Here is a 16,502-nt window from a genome sequence, read left to right on the forward strand (position 1 = left end):
CAGGCTGCCCCTTAACGGGACAAATTTCTTTTCAATTCAACCATTTACCATCCACGCCGAACGTATGCCGGCTTTGCGGGAGCAAAAGGGAGGTCATTGTACACAGCGACACAAGTCCTCACAAATTTGACGACGAAGTGTCGCAAATTTATGTCGCATTCATGAAAGGTTTTATATCGATTCTCGTGCTAGTCAGAGCTTTGTTGCGAGTCTGACCAACGAGAGCCCGAAGATCAATGCGTGCCTGAGACGCAGACACCGCAAGGCGCGCTGCTCATTGGCAGCACGCTCATGCGTGATATCGGGAGGGCCAAGCGAGGGACCTGGATAAGGTCCCTGCGTCATCAGCGGGCGGCGGCGAGTTCCTGTTGGATGCTGCCGACAGTACGAGGCCAAGGTTTACCAGCCTGAACCTTCTCTGGCAAGGCCTTGATAGCGGTCAGTGCCGCGTTGCGGTCGGCGAAGCTGCCGTAAGTGACCACAAACAGGGGCTTGCCCTGCAGGGTTTTCTTGAAGTAGCGGTATTCACCGCCCTGCTCTTTCACGTAGCTCTGCGCGGTGGCTTCGGAGCTGGTACCGAGGATCTGCACCACATAATGCGTCGGTGCCTGACCTGCGTACCAGCCACTGCCCGCAGCGCCGGACGCGGCAGCTGCCGCAGCTGGTTTGGCCGCCGGTGCCGGGGCAGGTTTGGCGGTGGCCACCTGAGTCGGCGCTGGCGCAGGTTTCGCGGCAGGCGCCGGAGCAGGCGTTGGCTTGGCCGCCGGTGCAGGGCGCGTTGCCGGAACCGGCTGCTGAGCCATGGTCGGAGCAGGACTCGCCGTCGCTCCCGCCGGTGGCGCAGTGGTGGTCACGGTCGGTGGCTGCAGCGACTGATTAGCCGCAGGGCCGCCATCTTCGCCATCACCTTCGCCCGAGCCTGCGGCCTCAGCCAGCGGCGCGCGGGTGGCGGGTTGAGAGCCGTTCATCGGCAACGGCATAGGCTGCGAGTTACCCGCGAACTCGATGGCCGGGCCACCGTTGTTCGATTGTTGCGCAGGCGTCTGGCCCTGACCCAGAGGCAGTTGCGCCTGAGAGTTGGCAGGTGCAGTGGCAGGTGCGTTGCTGCGGCCTGGAATCAGCCAAGCCGCGAGAACGGCTGCAACAACAACCCCACCCAAAGCCAACACGTGTTTCTTAGGCATTTTGAACCCCATACTTGGACGCTTGACCGCAGAGCGGCTGGCAATCATGGCTTCGATCATCGAATCGCGCGCGACCTGGTTGATCGCACCTGGCCATCCACCGGACTGCTCGTGGATATCAGTGATCTGTGCGGCGCTGAACAACTCCACGCCCTGCCCTGCGCCGTCGAGACGCTGAGCCAGATACTCACGGGTTTCTTCTTCGGTATACGGTGCCAGCTCGATAACGTGGAATCGCTCTTCCTCGGTACCGCTCTCGGCGCACAGCTGATCCAGGCGATCAATGATCGAAGCCTCGCCGAACAGGAAGACATGCGGACGCCCTTCCGGGGTGCCTGCTGCCAATCCCAACAACGCTTCGAGTGCGGATTCGCCCAGTTGTTCGGCATCGTCCACCAGGATGTAGACTTCCTGCCCGGTCAGCGCCAACTGCACGACTTGCGCCAGGATCGGGCGCATTTCCGCTTGAGCGACGTTCAGCGCCTGGGCAACCTGACGCAACACGCCCGTCGCATCACCTGCGCCACGCGCGGACACCACAACGCTCTGCACCGACTGCTTGTTGGTGCTCGCCACCAGTGCCTGACGCAACAGCGTCTTGCCGCTGCCCTGAGGCCCCGTGACGACCAACAGCAACTGGCTGTAGCGCGCGAGATGATGCAGCTGACCCAGCACGGGCTTGCGCTGTGCCGGGAAGAACTTGAAGCCGGGAACCCGCGTTGCAAAGGGGTCATGACTCAACTGGTAATGACCGAGGAAGGCCTCATCGGCGTGCAAACTAGTCATGGATTTCTCATTAACCTCTAAGCTGATCCACCAAGGCGCGGTAGTCCGCGACCAGTGTGGCCTGTAGTACTTCTTGTGGATATTCGTCAGTTACCACTGCTTCACCGATGCGACGCAACAGCACCAGGCGCAGTCGACCGTCAATGACCTTCTTGTCCACCGCCATGTGCTCGAGGAAGTGCTCGGGCGTCATGTCTTCCGGCGGAACCACCGGCAAGCCGGCGCGCTGGAAAATACGAATGCCGCGGTCACGTTCCTGCTCGCTGATCCAGCCCAGACGCGCCGACATCTCCAGCGCCATCACCGTGCCTGCGGCCACCGCCTCGCCGTGCAGCCACACGCCGTAGCCCATGTGGGTTTCGATGGCGTGGCCGAAGGTGTGGCCTAGGTTCAGTGTGGCACGCACGCCGGACTCTCGCTCATCGGCGCCAACGACTGCAGCCTTGGCAGCGCACGAACGCTCGATCGCCGTGGTCAGGGCGGCCTGATCCAGCCCGCGCAGCTTGTCCACGTTCTCTTCGAGCCACGTCAGGAACGGTTCGTCACAGATCAAACCGTATTTGATGACCTCGGCTAGACCGGCGGACAGCTCGCGCTCAGGCAGGGTGTTCAGCGACAACGTATCGATCAGCACCGCATTGGGCTGGTAGAACGCGCCCACCATGTTTTTGCCCAACGGATGATTGATGCCGGTTTTGCCACCGACCGACGAATCGACCTGGGACAGCAGCGTGGTCGGCACTTGAATGAATTCAACGCCGCGCTGGTAACAGGCCGCAGCAAAGCCGGCCATGTCACCGATAACGCCTCCGCCCAATGCGATCACAGTGGTGCGGCGGTCGTGGCGTGCGGAGAGCAGCGCATCGAAGATGGTTTGCAGGGTTTCCCAGTTCTTGAAGGCTTCACCGTCGGGAAGCACGATCGGCAAAACGCTGTAACCAGCAAGGGATCGGGTGAGGCGGTCCATGTACAGCGGCGCGACGGTGGCATTGGAAACGATCGCCACCTGTTTTCCGGCAATGTACGGCTTGAGCAACTCGGGCTGATCCAGCAAGCCTTCGCCGATATGGATCGGGTAGCTGCGTTCGCCAAGCTCGACCTTGAGTGTCTGCATGTGTCCCCACGCTGTTAACAATTGGTTGCCTGCGGGCGTCTGAAAAAAACGCCGATACCGGCTATGGCGCAAGGCCATGTAGCGACCCCACTTTTTATGGTCGCCGAGGATAGCGCATTTCCGTCTGCGCTTTAACGGGGAGGAAGCTCGGCCAGCAGGGCGAGGATGTCGATAACCACCATTCGCGGCGGCCGCTCATCGGTTTCGATGATGACATCGGCGATCTCGCGGTACAGCGGATCGCGGATGGCCAACAGTTCGCGCAGCACCCGCGCCGGGTCAGCGGTGCGCAGCAAGGGGCGATTGCGATCCCGCGAGGTGCGGCCCACCTGCTGCTCAACGGATGCATGCAGATACACCACCCGACCACCGGCGTGGAGCGCGCGGCGGTTCTCTTCGCGCATGACTGCACCGCCGCCGGTGGCCACAACTACGCCGTCCAGTGCAGAGAGCTCGGCGATCATCGCCTGTTCTCGATCACGAAAACCCGCTTCGCCTTCCTTGTCGAAGATCCAGGGAATATTGGCGCCCGTACGCAGCTCGATTTCCTTGTCGGAATCCTTGAACGGCAGTCGAAGCTCTTTGGCCAGCAAGCGACCGATGGTGCTTTTGCCAGCCCCCATCGGCCCCACAAGAATTAAATTTCGCACAGAATCAACGACTCACAGCAATCGCCTGGTTATTCATGATACGCGGAGTGAGAAACACCAACAGCTCGGATTTTGACTCCGAAACCACATCGCGCCGGAAAAGGCGGCCAACATACGGCACATCGCCTAAAAATGGCACCTTGTCGACGACTTTACTCTGCGTATTCGAGAACACGCCACCAATTACGATGGTCTCGCCGTCGGCCACCAGCACCTTGGCGTTCACTTCGTTTTTCTTGATGGGCGGCACACCCAGCACCGTGTTCACGTAGTCCGGCTCATCCTTCGTGACCTTGACCTCCATGATGATGCGGTTGTCAGGGGTGATCTGCGGGGTCACTTCCAGCGACAGCGAGGCCTCTTTGAACGACACCGACGTCGCGCCGCTGGAACTCGCTTCCTGGTAAGGCACTTCCGTACCTTTCAGAATTTTCGCGGTTTCCTTGTCCGACGTAACGACCTTCGGCTGCGAGACTACTTCGCCGTTGCCGCTCTTCTCCATGGCGGTCAGCTCAAGATCAAGAATCGTGTTGTTGGTCAGGAAGCCCAGACCGATAGACGAGGTGGCATCGGTCACGCCCATGTCGACATAGGGACCGTTGGTCGCTGCTGCGCCGGTCACGGTGCCGCTGCCGCCGGTGGTGAAATTGCCTCTGTTGCTCGACCCGCCCCAGCGCACGCCAAGGGCCTTGTCGTAATCGACGTTGGCTTCGACGATACGCGCCTCGATCATCACCTGGCGCACCGGGATGTCCAACTGCGACACGATGCGGCGCAACTCGTCGAGACGATCCTGAGTCTGGTAGGCAATGATGTTGTTGGTGCGCTCATCGACGGTGATCGAACCGCGCTCGTCGGTCTTCGATTCAGCGCTGGTCACCGACTGGAACAGCTTGGCGATGTCCGCAGCCTTCGCGTAGTTCACTTGCAGCAACTCGCGACGCAGGGGGGCGAGCTCGGAAATCTGCTTCAGGGATTCCAGCTCCTGGCGCTCGCGGGCGGCGATCTCATCAGCAGGACCGACGAGCAAAACGTTACCGATCTTGCGCTTATCCAGGCCTTTGGTCTTGAGCACCAGATCCAGCGCCTGATCCCACGGCACGTTCTGCAGGCGCAGGGTGATGCCGCCTTGAACGGTGTCGCTGGCGACCAGATTGAGGTTGGTGAAATCAGCGATCAGTTGCAGCACCGAACGCACGTCGATGTCCTGGAAGTTCAGCGACAGTTTCTCGCCGGTGTAGACCAGTTTCTCCGAATTGCGGCGCTCCTGATCTTCGTTGGTGAGGGGACGCACGCTGATGGTCAGCTTGTTATCGGTCTGGTACGCGGAGTAATCAAACGCACCGGACGGCTCGATGGAGATGCTGGCCTTGTCACCTGTGGCGCTGGAATTGACGAACTGCACCGGGGTCGCGAAATCCTTCACGTCCAGGCGCACGCGCAGCGGTTCAGGCAGTTGCGTTTTGGCGAAATCAACGCGGATCTTGCCCCCCTGCTCCTGAATATCGGGCGCAATGCCGGTGTCGCTCAATTCGATGATGACGTTGCCTTCACCCAACTCTCCACGCTGGAAGTCGACGTTTTTTACCGACCGTGGGCCCGGCGCATACGAGCGGGCAACGGGTTTCGATTGCGCTGCAGGTCCGCTCGGCACACTCACTCGCGCTGCGCCTGTGGCAGTACTTGGCTGCGAGCCCTGAGCCGCGGCAGCGCCCTGCCCCACGACCACAAACAGGTTGTTGCCGTCGACACGCGAGCTGTACGGCGCGAGTGTGGTGAGGTTGATGATCACGCGTGTGCGATCCTTGGCTTCGACGACCACTACGCTGTGGGCATTGCCTGAACCCAGGTCACGGCTCTTGATCGCCAATTGGCTGGTCACGCCCGGCAAGTCCAGCGCGATGCGCGCCGGCTGCTCGGTGGTGTAGCCCCGCGGCGCCGCCACCGGACCGTCGAAGGACAGTTTCAATTCGACTCGATCCCCCGGCAATGCAGCGACATCCAGCGTCTTGAGGTTAGCCGCCTGGATAACCGGTGAAAGCATCGCCATCCCTAGCGACAGGCCGATAATCGAAAGAATCCTGTTCATGTTCACATTCCACCACTGTGCCGATCCGAAGGTGCTTCGCTTGCTTGCCGTCTTCATGAGCGCTCCTTGAGAGAGATGCTGAGCGGGCGCTCCAGCCACGCCCCCTCTCCGTCCGGAACGATTTCCATCACTTGCACCGCCGAGTCGGTGATCGCCGTGATCCGGCCATCGTTACGCCCCAGGTAATCGCCCACTTTCACTCGATGCACCCCACCCGCCCCGCGAAGCAGCGCGAACGTGCCGGATTCATTGCTCAACGTGCCGACCATTTCGAAGGAATCGATGTTGAAGCCTTCGAGAAACTGCTTCACCCGCGTCGGATCAGGCTGCACCAGGTGCGAGCCCTTTGGACGGTTGACCAGATCGATCTTGACCGGCGGCTGAAACGGACTGCGCAAACTGGCCGCCGCATACGTAAAGGCTTCATACGGCCGAAACTTGGGCATCGGCTCGATAGTGCCAACAGGCCGTGCGCGCACCTCGGCCATGAACTGCTTGAGATCGTCAAATTCGTTCGAGCTGTCGCAGCCCGCGAGCCCCATCAGCGTGACGCCGACGCACAACCAACGCATCGCCCTCATTTCGCTGGCCCTTTCGTGTCGACGTTCTGAAGACCTTTGTCGTTATAGCGATAGGTCTTGGCAAGGATGCTCATGCGCAGCTTGCCGGGGGACTTGACGTCCAGCGGTTTGATCTCGAAGTCATGCAGCGTCACGATTCGCGGCAGACTGGCGACGCCGCTGGCGAAGGTCGCGAGGTCGTGGTAACTGCCTGTCACGGTAATCTGGATCGGCAATTCGATATAAAACTGCTGGGCCTCTTCGGGGAGCAGCTTGATTTCCTCGAACTCCAGGCCACTGCCCAGTCCGGTGCGGGTAATGTCTTCAAGCAGCCCGGGGACCTCAGTGTCGCTGGGCAACTGCCGCAACAAGGCGCCGAAGGTGTTTTCCATCTCCACCATCTGGCTCTTGTAGGCCGCGAGGTTGGCAGCCTGATAAGCCTTGGTCGCGAACTGCTCTTTCAGCGCCGTCTCTTCGCCACGGGCCTGATCGAGCTGAGTCTGCATGTCCTGGATATAGAAGAAGTACCCACCGGCCAGTACCAGCGCCAGCAACAGCGCGCCGGCAATGGTCTTCACCGCAGCAGGCCATGAACCCAGGTTATTGACGTCCAGGTCGTTGATGTCGATCTTTTTCAGGCTATCGAGCCAGTCATTCATGTTCATGGCTTGACCCCCTCAACGGCTGGCTGCGTCTGGCGCACCGTCAACTGGAAGGTATTGGTCTGATCCACGCCACCCGCCGCAGTGTTTGCCTTGACCTCGGTCAGACTCGGCGACTCCAGCCAGTCAGACGCATCCAGATTCCGCAGCAGGTCCGACACCCGGTTATTGGATTCCGCAGCGCCGGAAATGCTGATCATCTGCCCGGTCATCTTCACGTCGTTGAAATAGACGCCATCGGGAAGGGTGCGGGCCATCTGATCGAAGATGCGCCCGATGATCGGCCGGTTGCCTTGCAGGTCCTGAATGATCTTCATCCGCTCCAGCAGTTGCTTGCGACGTGCCTTGAGCTCGCTGATCTCTTTGATGCGCGCGTCGAGCTGGACGATTTCGGTCCTGACAAATTGATTGCGAGCGTTTTGGTGGGCGATGGCACTGCTCAAATATTGATCAGCCAAAAGAATGGCGCCTACGCCAAGCACCAGCACGCCAACCAGTGCCAGAATGAAGCGCTTCTTGCGCTCCTCGCGTTGCTGCTCGCGCCAGGGAAGTAAGTTGATCCGTGCCATTAGTCGAAGCTCCTCAGGGCCAGACCGCAAGCGATCATCAGTGCGGGAGCATCGCTGGCGAGGGCGCCGGCGTTGACCTTGACGCTCAGCGCCATGTCAGCAAAGGGGTTGGCCACCAGCGTCGGAGTGCCCAGGCGTTCCTGGATCAGCCGATCAAGACCGGAAATAGAGGCGGTGCCGCCGGCCAGCATGATGTAGTCGACGCGGTTGTACTGGCCGGCCGCGAAGAAAAACTGCAGCGAACGAGACACCTGTTGCACCACGGCGTCCTTGAACGGCTGCAGGACTTCCATAACGTAGTCGTCGGGGAGTCCGCCCTGCTTTTTCGCAAGCCCGGCCTCGCTGACCGACAAGCCATAACGGCGCTGGATTTCTTCGGTTAACTGGCGACCGCCAAATAATTGTTCGCGGGTATAGATGATGCGGCCGTTGTGCAGCACGCTGAGGGTGGTCATGGTTGCGCCGATGTCTATGACGGCGACGGTCAACTGTTCGTGGTCCTGGCCCAATTGCGCCGACAGCAGACCGAACGAGCGCTCCAAGGCATAGGCTTCGACGTCGACCACGCGAGCGGTGAGCCCGGCCAGTGCCAACGCAGCTTCGCGCACTTCTACGTTTTCCTTGCGGCAGGCGGCAAGCAATACCTCAACGCGTTCGGGATTGCGCGCCGAATAGCCTTGGACTTCGAAGTCGATGGCGACTTCTTCGAGCGGATAGGGAATGTACTGATCGGCCTCGATCTTGAGCTGGTTTTCCATCTCGTCGTCGGAAAGACCTGCGTCCATCTCGATGGTCTTGGTAATAACAGCCGAACCGGCGACGGCAACCGCCGCGATTTTGACGTTACTCTTGGCTTTTACCAGCAAACGCGTCAAAGCACTGCCGACACCTTCGAGCTCCGCGATGTTCTTTTCGACCACTGCGTTGGCGGGCAGTGGCTCGACCGCATAAGACTCGACCTTGTAACGGTTGCCGGAACGACTTAGCTCCAGGAGCTTGACCGAGGTGGAGCTAATATCGATCCCCAGAAGGGTGTTGGCCTTCTTACTGAAGAGTTCGAACACAACCGATTCCCTATGCGTTTCCGTCACTTACGGATGATTTCTAGTCCAGTGCCACTGTCGGCTGACTTGACAGTAGCGCAAATAACGCTCGACGACGAAAAATGCTTATAATGCCCAGCGTTTTTTTCGTGTACCAAAGCTTCAAGGCGTGTTCATTTGTAAATGCCTGCGTCTAACTCATTCTTTTTTCTGGAAATCCAAAAGCCTTGATACGCCTGCTGAAGTTCGTCTGGTGGTCCATCGTCGCGGTCGTCTGCGGGCTGCTGCTCGGCCTGAGCGGCGCCTTTCTCTACCTGGCCCCGAACCTGCCCTCGGTCGATGCCCTGCGCAATATTCAGCTGCAGATCCCGCTGCGCGTGTTCAGCAGCGACGGCAAACTGATTGCAGAGTTTGGCGAAATGCGCCGCTCTCCCATCCGTTTCGCCGACATTCCCCCCAACTTTATCCACGCGCTGCTGTCGGCCGAAGACGATAACTTCGAGAACCACTATGGCGTGGACCCGAGCAGCCTGATGCGCGCGGCCAGCCAATTGGTCAAGAGCGGTCACATTCAGTCCGGCGGCTCAACCATTACCATGCAGGTCGCGAAAAATTACTTCCTGACCAGCGAGCGCAGTTTTTCGCGCAAAACCACCGAGATTCTCTTGGCCTTGCAAATCGAGCGCCAACTTACCAAGGACGAGATTCTCGAGCTGTACGTCAACAAGATCTACCTGGGTAACCGCGCTTACGGCATCGAGGCCGCAGCGCAGGTCTACTACGGCAAATCGATCCGCGACCTGAGCGTTGCGCAAATGGCAATGATCGCCGGCCTGCCCAAGGCGCCGTCACGATTCAACCCACTGGCCAACCCGGTGCGTGCCAAAGAGCGCCGCGACTGGATTCTGGGCCGCATGTTCAAACTGGGGAAAATCGACCAGAACACCTACCAGACCGCGCTTGTCGAGCCGATCAACGCCAGCTATCACGTTCAAAGTCCTGAAGTGAATGCGCCGTATATCGCTGAAATGGCGCGGGCCGAAATGGTGGGTCGTTATGGCAGCGCAGCCTACACAGAAGGCTTCCGCGTCACCACTACCGTGCCGAGCGGCTTGCAGGAAGACGCCAACAAGGCGGTGCAGGACGGCCTGATCGAATACGACCAGCGCCATGGCTATCGCGGCCCAGAGAGCCGGTTCCCCGGCCTGACCCGCGAGGGCTGGGTGCAGGAGCTGAGCAAGCAGCGTCCGATCAGCGGTCTGGAGCCGGCCATCGTCACCCAGGTCGACAAGACCGGCATCCGCGTACTGACCCGCAACGGCGAGAACGAAGAGACCGTCGCCTGGGACAGCATGAAGTGGGCCAAGGCGTTCCTGAACACCAACAGCGTCGGCGCCAATCCCAAGCAGCCCGGCGATGTCGCCCATGTCGGCGATCTGGTGCGCCTGCAGCGTCAGCCGGACAACTCGCTCAAGTTCAGCCAGCTTCCCGTGGCGCAGAGCGCGCTGGTTTCGCTGGATCCGCAGAACGGCGCGATTCGTGCGCTGGTCGGCGGCTTCGCGTTCGAGCAAAGTAACTACAACCGCGCGATGCAGGCCAAACGTCAGCCAGGCTCCAGCTTCAAGCCGTTCCTCTATTCGGCAGCGCTGGACAACGGCTACACCGCCGCCAGCCTGGTCAACGACGCGCCGATCGTGTTCGTCGACGAGGCCATCGACAAAGTCTGGCGGCCAAAGAACGACACCGGCACCTTCCTCGGTCCGATTCGGCTGCGCGAGGCGCTGTACAAGTCGCGTAACCTCGTGTCGATCCGCCTGCTGCAAAGCCTGGGCGTGAACACCGCGATCAACTACATCACCCGCTTTGGCTTCAACAAGCAGGACTTGCCGCCCAACCTGTCTCTGGCCCTGGGTACTGCAACCCTGACGCCGATGGAAATCGTCGGCGGCTGGAGTGCGTTTGCCAACGGCGGTTACAAGATCAGCCCGTACCTCATCCAGAAGATCGAAGACCGCGAGGGCAAAACCCTGTTCGTCGCCAATCCGCCGACAGTGCCTGCCAACGACCCGAACCCGAAAGCGGTCAGCGAAGCGGCCATCAGTAGCGCATCGACGTACGCTGCGCCAGAAACACCGCCACTGACGGCCAACGTGGTGCCAAACGCGCTGGATGCCTCGGGCGCAGCGCCGGCCCCTGTGGTGGCGGAACGGATTGTTGACGGTCGCACGGTCTACATCCTCAACAGCATGCTGCAGGACGTGATCAAACGCGGCACCGGTCGCCGCGCTCTGGCGATGAACCGTCCGGATATCGCAGGCAAAACCGGTACCACCAACGAATCGAAGGACGCATGGTTCACCGGCTACAACGCGGATTATGTGACGACGGTCTGGACCGGTTTCGATCAACCGGAGAGCCTGGGTCGCCATGAGTTCGGTGGCACGGTCGCGCTGCCAATCTGGATGAAGTACATGAGCGCCGCCCTGAAGGACAAGCCGCCCCACGTTCAAGCCGAACCAGACGGCATCCTCAGCCTGCGCATCGATCCGGTCAGCGGCCGCTCCGCCACGCCGAGCACGCCGGGTGCGTTCTTCGAGCTGTTCAAGAGCGAAGACACGCCGCCTAGCGTGAACGAACTCGGCGGCAGCCCGCCTCCAGGCAGCCCGTTGCCGGCGGACGAATCAGCGCCGATCGATTTGTTCTAGTGAGGCAGCGGCGAGCTTGAAGCGGCAAGCTACAAGTAAAGGCAAGAGCAGCGGCGATCTTTGCACTGCTTGTAGCTTGTAGCTTGCAGCTCAAAAAAAAACCCAGCACTTGGCTGGGTTTTTTGTGGCCGCGGTTATCAGCCGTTGAACACGTCATCCACGCTTTTCAGCGGGTAGTGCTTTGGATACGGCAGGGTCGCAACACCGCTTTCGATGGCTGCCTTTGCAACGGCATCGGAAACGATAGTCAGCAGGCGCACGTCCAGTGGTTTCGGAATGATGTACTCACGACCGAATTCCAGGGCGATGCCGCCGTAGGCGTCGCAGACTTCCTGAGGCACCGGCAGCTTGGCCAGTTCGCGCAGGGCGTTGGCCGCGGCGATCTTCATCTCTTCGTTGATGCGCTTGGCGCGAACGTCCAGTGCACCGCGGAAGATGAACGGGAAGCCCAGCACGTTGTTGACCTGGTTCGGGTAGTCCGAACGGCCGGTCGCCATGATTACGTCGCTGCGAGTGGCGTGAGCCAGTTCCGGCGAGATTTCCGGATCCGGGTTCGAACAGGCGAACACGATCGGGTTGGCTGCCATCGACTTCAAGCCTTCAGCGCTCAGCAGGTTCGGACCGGACAGACCGACGAACACATCAGCGCCTTCCAGAGCATCGGCCAGCGTGCGCTTGTCGGTGGAGTGAGCGAACTGGGCCTTGTACTGGTTCAGATCGGTACGCCCGTCGTGAACCACGCCGTTGCGGTCGATCATGAAGATGTTTTCGATCTTCGCGCCCATGCTCACCAGCAACTTCATGCAGGAGATGGCTGCAGCGCCAGCGCCCAGGCAGACGATCTTCGCCGCTTCCAGGGTTTTGCCTGCGATTTCCAGCGCGTTGATCATGCCGGCTGCGGTAACGATCGCGGTGCCGTGCTGGTCATCGTGGAAAACCGGAATGTCGCACTGCTCGATCAGCGCCTTTTCGATCTCGAAGCACTCAGGTGCCTTGATGTCTTCCAGGTTGATCCCACCGAAGGTGATGGAGATGCGTCGCACGGTGTCGATGAAGGCCTGCGGGCTTTCCGAATCGACTTCGATATCGAACACGTCGATACCGGCAAAGCGCTTGAACAGCACGCCCTTGCCTTCCATGACCGGCTTGGACGCGAGAGGTCCGAGGTTACCCAGACCCAGAATCGCGGTGCCATCAGAGATGACCGCTACCAGGTTGCCTTTGCCGGTGTACTTGTAGGCAAGCTCCGGATCGCGACCGATTTCGCGGACCGGCTCAGCCACACCCGGGCTGTAGGCCAGCGACAGATCGCGAGCGGTTGCAGTGGCTTTGGTGAGCTCGACGCTGAGTTTCCCAGGACGGGGATGAGCGTGATATTCGAGAGCGGCAGTTTTCAAATCTGACATGGGGGCATTCCGCTTTTTTGCTGTTGGACAGACGGACCGCCGAGCATACGCAAGTCATAAAGTCCTAACAAGACTGGCGGGTCACCTGTGTCAAGAGGCCGCATCTACGACTTTCAGCGTAGAGCCGCAGGAAACAAGGCCTCTAGCGGCGACAATCCACGCCAAATATGTCTACAATTTATTTATTTAATGTATCCAACATTGCAGGGTGAGTGATCGACATCATCCAGCGGGGTTGGCCTGATTTCAGACCGCCCCGACGCGAACGATCGACCACCCAGCCACGGGCTTCGATTCGCTGACCCTTCAAGCGCTGCAGCACAGCAGTGTCGAACTGGCCGAGCAGCTTGGGCGCAATGCGCAACACCAGCGCATCGCCGAATTCGATCCACAGACCGCCGCCATTGCGCTGCACGCTGGTCACGCGCCCACTGACCAACGCGAACCCGCCGGCGTTGATCTGCTCCGCCGGCTGAACCGGCGATTTGCGCCACAGGCCCAGGCCCGCTTGGCGAGCCGACTTCTCTGCGGCCTGCTGGCAACTGACAAGCGCCACATTCGGGGAGACGGCGACGAGATAGCCAAGGCCCTCGGCCAGCAGTTGCGCCTCAAGGTTGGCGCCATCGCGGCTATAGACGTTGGCGAGGGTGCGACCGTAGTGATCGGTCGGCTCTTCACCGACGCGCAGCCTGACCTGCCCACCACTGGCATCCACCAACGTCTGCAATCGACGCTTGGCCGCTTCGGCAAACGGCTGGGCGGACTGACCCTTTTTGCCGGTTTCTGGCGTATTCAGGCCAATCATGCGAACGCTGCGACCATCGCTCAGGCGCACCGTGTCGCCATCCACCACTCGCTGTACCTGAACCAGAGGCAGAGACGGCGGCGCCGGGCACAAGGCCTGGGCCGCCGAAAGCCAAATCGCGGACATAAAAAAGGCGCCCGCGAGGGACGCCTTCTTAAGCAGCCTGGAGAAACGCATCGGCGACTCCAGAACGGCCAACCTTACTCTGCAGCAGGAGCTTTGGTAGGACCGAATGCACCGAAACGCGACTTGAACTTGTCGACACGACCGCCGACGTCCAGAGTTTTTTGCTTGCCGGTGTAGAACGGGTGGCACTCGTTGCACACGTCCAGGCTCAGAGGCTTGGCCAGTGTGGAACGGGTTTTGATGACATTGCCGCAGCTGCAGGTTGCGTCAATGGCTTCGTAAACTGGATGGATATCAGCTTTCATGGGTATTTCCTCAGGCTATCGTGCCGCCACCCAACACTATTGTTGAATACCGCACGGAATTAGGCCGCGCATATTAACAGACAACGCCAATCACGCAAGGGAACGTTCACGCCGGTCGTCTGCTAAGATCGCGCCCTTCGTCATACTCCGTAACAGGAAATCCCCCGCGTGCCCGACGCCATCTTGCGCCTCGCCCTGCCCTCGCCGCTGCGTCGCCTGTTCGACTACCTTGCCCCTGCAGGTGTGGCGCGCAGTGCGTTGCAACCGGGGATGCGCCTGCGCGTGCCGTTCGGTCGTCGGGAAATGATCGGCGTGCTGGTGGAAGTCGTCGATCACAGTGAAGTGCCGGCCGACAAGCTCAAGCCGGCCATTGCCGTGCTGGATGCCGAACCGCCGCTGCCGCCCGCGCTGTTCAAGTTGTGCCTGTGGACGGCCCAGTATTACCAGCACAGCCTGGGCGACACCCTCAGTTGGGCGTTGCCAGTGCTGCTGCGTCAGGGCGAACCTGCGGAAGCGCGGCAGGAGCGGTTCTGGCACGCCGCTCCGGACGCCAGCATTGATGACCCGCGCATCGCCCGGGCGCCGAAGCAAAAGGAAGCGCTGCGCACCCTGGCCCAGCATCCCCACGGCGTGGCTCACCAGTTGCTGAGCAAGCTGATGCTCAACCGGGACAGCCTGAATCTGTTGCTCGCCAAAGGACTGGTGACCGTCGAGGTCCGCGGTCACGGTCCGGTCGAGCGGCACGAGCACTGGCTGGCGCAGCCGGAACTGCCGCTCAACACCGAGCAACGGGCCGCCTATGAAGCCATTCGGTCGGGTTTCGGCAGTTTCCACGCTTCACTGTTGGCGGGGGTCACCGGCAGCGGCAAGACCGAAGTGTATCTGCAGCTCATCCGCGAAACGCTGGAAGCGGGCAAGCAGGCGCTGGTGTTGATTCCGGAAATCAATTTGGGGCCGCAGACCCTCGCGCGCTTCGAGCAGCGTTTCAACGCGCGCATTGCGCTGCTGCATTCGGCGGTCAACGATCGGGATCGGCTCGACGCCTGGCTGGCAGCACGCGATGGCGAAGCTGACATCATCATCGGCACCCGTTCGGCGCTGTTCACCCCGATGAAAAAACCCGGGCTGATCATCATCGACGAGGAGCACGACGGCTCCTATAAACAGCAGGAGGGCCTGCGCTATCACGCCCGAGACCTGGCACTGGTGAGGGCGCATCAGGAGGACATCCCGATCGTGCTCGGCTCGGCGACGCCTTCGCTGGAAAGCCTGCACAACGCCCACACCGGTCGGTACGCGCTCCTGCGTCTGAATCAGCGCGCGGGTGGCGCTCAGCAACCGCGCTTCCTGCGGCTGGATGTGAAAAGTCGCCCCCTCGACAGCGGCATTTCAGGCCCCATGCAGCAAGCCATCGGCCAGACCCTGGCGGCGGGCCAGCAAGTGTTGGTGTTCCTCAACCGGCGCGGCTTTGCCCCTACGCTGCTGTGTCACGACTGTGGCTGGTTGTCGGAATGCCCTCGCTGTGACGCGCGCATGACCGTTCACCAGCGCTCGGGCGAGCTGCGCTGTCACCACTGCGGCCATGTCGAGCGCGTGCCACGCAATTGCCCGGCGTGTGGCAAGGTCGATCTGCGCCCGGTGGGTGCAGGGACCGAACGTGCCGAGGAGCGGCTGGCGATTCTGTTTCCCGACTACCCGGTGCTGCGCGTTGATCGGGACAGCACCTCACGCAAGGACGCGATGAATCAGCTGTTCGCAACCATCCAGAAAGGCCAGCCGTGCATTCTGGTGGGTACGCAGATGCTCGCCAAAGGGCATCACTTCCCGCGCGTGACGCTGGTGTCGATTCTCGATGCCGATGGCGGGCTGTTTTCCGGTGACTTCCGCGCCAGCGAGCGCATGGCGCAATTGATTGTGCAGGTCGCAGGCAGAGCCGGGCGCGCCGAAGAGCCAGGCAAGGTGATCATCCAGACTCACCTGGCCGACCATCCTTTATTGATTCAACTGACCGAACAGGGTTATTTCGCCTTTGCCGAGCAGGCGCTGAGTGAGCGTCGCGCCGCTGGGCTGCCGCCGTTCTCGCACTTGGCACTGCTGCGCGCCGAAGCGCACAAGCCGGGTCAGGCCGAGGGATTTCTCGACGAAGCCTGCACCGAAGCCGAGCGCCTGTTGAAGGACCTGGCCCTGGGCGGCATCGAGCTGTTGGGCCCGGTTCCGGCGCCGATGGAGCGACGCGCCGGACGCTATCGCGCTCAGTTGCTGGTCCAGGCGAACGCCCGCGCGCCGCTGCACAAGCTGCTCGCGACCTGGTTGCTGACACTGGAAAACATGCCCAGCGGGCGCCAGGTCAGATGGTCGCTGGACGTGGATCCGGTGGACCTTTATTGATTCGCATCGGTTGACCGCGCATCCAGCGCGGTTGGCAAGGTGGCCCCGGCCACGGATAATGCCCAGTTTTTCCACCCGCGCATCCAGGCGCGGCCGCGCTTGCGGTCGAA

Annotated in this window: 13 protein-coding genes; 2 read left to right on the top strand and 11 right to left on the bottom strand. The window is 60.9% G+C overall.

Going from position 1 to position 16,502, the window contains the following annotated elements:
- Window positions 1–344 precede the first annotated feature (344 nt).
- From AC3ISG_RS22765 to AC3ISG_RS22800, 8 genes are all read right to left on the bottom strand, one after another.
- Window positions 345–1,970 carry an AAA family ATPase gene (locus AC3ISG_RS22765; RefSeq protein WP_122533927.1) on the bottom strand — a complete coding sequence of 542 codons (1,626 nt, stop codon included), beginning with the start codon at window positions 1,968–1,970 and terminating at the stop codon, window positions 345–347.
- A 10-nt stretch (window positions 1,971–1,980) separates the two neighbouring features.
- A complete protein-coding gene (aroB, locus tag AC3ISG_RS22770; protein WP_489298033.1) occupies window positions 1,981–3,084 on the bottom strand; it encodes a 3-dehydroquinate synthase in 1,104 nt (367 codons plus the stop codon).
- Window positions 3,085–3,215: 131 nt separating this feature from the next.
- Complete coding sequence (aroK, locus tag AC3ISG_RS22775) at window positions 3,216–3,734, bottom strand: shikimate kinase AroK (RefSeq protein ID WP_065986620.1); 519 nt, start codon at window positions 3,732–3,734, stop codon at window positions 3,216–3,218.
- 4 nt (window positions 3,735–3,738) lie between these two features.
- Window positions 3,739–5,823 carry a type IV pilus secretin PilQ gene (locus tag AC3ISG_RS22780; protein WP_122534361.1) on the bottom strand — a complete coding sequence of 695 codons (2,085 nt, stop codon included), beginning with the start codon at window positions 5,821–5,823 and terminating at the stop codon, window positions 3,739–3,741.
- A 53-nt stretch (window positions 5,824–5,876) separates the two neighbouring features.
- A complete protein-coding gene (locus tag AC3ISG_RS22785) occupies window positions 5,877–6,404 on the bottom strand; it encodes a pilus assembly protein PilP (RefSeq protein WP_122533929.1) in 528 nt (175 codons plus the stop codon).
- The gene (pilO, locus tag AC3ISG_RS22790) at window positions 6,401–7,048 is read right to left on the bottom strand and encodes a type 4a pilus biogenesis protein PilO (protein ID WP_122533930.1); all 648 of its coding nucleotides are present in this window, start codon (window positions 7,046–7,048) and stop codon (window positions 6,401–6,403) included. Before pilO ends, AC3ISG_RS22785 begins: the two co-directional genes overlap by 4 nt.
- Entirely contained in the window at window positions 7,045–7,614 is a 570-nt protein-coding gene (locus tag AC3ISG_RS22795) for a PilN domain-containing protein (protein ID WP_122533931.1), read from the bottom strand. Before AC3ISG_RS22795 ends, pilO begins: the two co-directional genes overlap by 4 nt.
- Window positions 7,614–8,678, bottom strand: coding sequence for a pilus assembly protein PilM (locus AC3ISG_RS22800; RefSeq protein ID WP_074890782.1), 1,065 nt, complete (start codon window positions 8,676–8,678; stop codon window positions 7,614–7,616). The genes AC3ISG_RS22795 and AC3ISG_RS22800 overlap by 1 nt, the downstream gene beginning before the upstream one ends.
- A 209-nt stretch (window positions 8,679–8,887) precedes the next feature.
- Here AC3ISG_RS22800 and AC3ISG_RS22805 point away from each other — a divergent pair, with 209 nt between their 5' ends.
- Window positions 8,888–11,362, top strand: a complete 2,475-nt coding sequence (locus AC3ISG_RS22805; RefSeq protein ID WP_420793058.1) for a penicillin-binding protein 1A — start codon at window positions 8,888–8,890, stop codon at window positions 11,360–11,362.
- A gap of 137 nt (window positions 11,363–11,499) precedes the next feature.
- On the opposite strand, the gene AC3ISG_RS22810 is transcribed toward AC3ISG_RS22805, so the two are convergent.
- From AC3ISG_RS22810 to rpmE, 3 genes are all read right to left on the bottom strand, one after another.
- A complete protein-coding gene (locus AC3ISG_RS22810) occupies window positions 11,500–12,768 on the bottom strand; it encodes a malic enzyme-like NAD(P)-binding protein (protein ID WP_122533933.1) in 1,269 nt (422 codons plus the stop codon).
- Between the two features lie 178 nt (window positions 12,769–12,946).
- A complete protein-coding gene (locus tag AC3ISG_RS22815; RefSeq protein WP_489298034.1) occupies window positions 12,947–13,750 on the bottom strand; it encodes a thermonuclease family protein in 804 nt (267 codons plus the stop codon).
- 23 nt (window positions 13,751–13,773) lie between these two features.
- A complete protein-coding gene (gene rpmE, locus AC3ISG_RS22820; RefSeq protein ID WP_122533935.1) occupies window positions 13,774–14,004 on the bottom strand; it encodes a 50S ribosomal protein L31 in 231 nt (76 codons plus the stop codon).
- 168 nt (window positions 14,005–14,172) lie between these two features.
- Between rpmE and AC3ISG_RS22825 the strand changes: the two genes are divergently transcribed.
- On the top strand, window positions 14,173–16,392 hold the full coding sequence (locus tag AC3ISG_RS22825; RefSeq protein ID WP_489298035.1) for a primosomal protein N': 2,220 nt from the start codon (window positions 14,173–14,175) through the stop codon (window positions 16,390–16,392).
- Window positions 16,393–16,502 lie beyond the last annotated feature (110 nt).

This window comes from Pseudomonas sp. GL_135 (assembly GCF_057834665.1).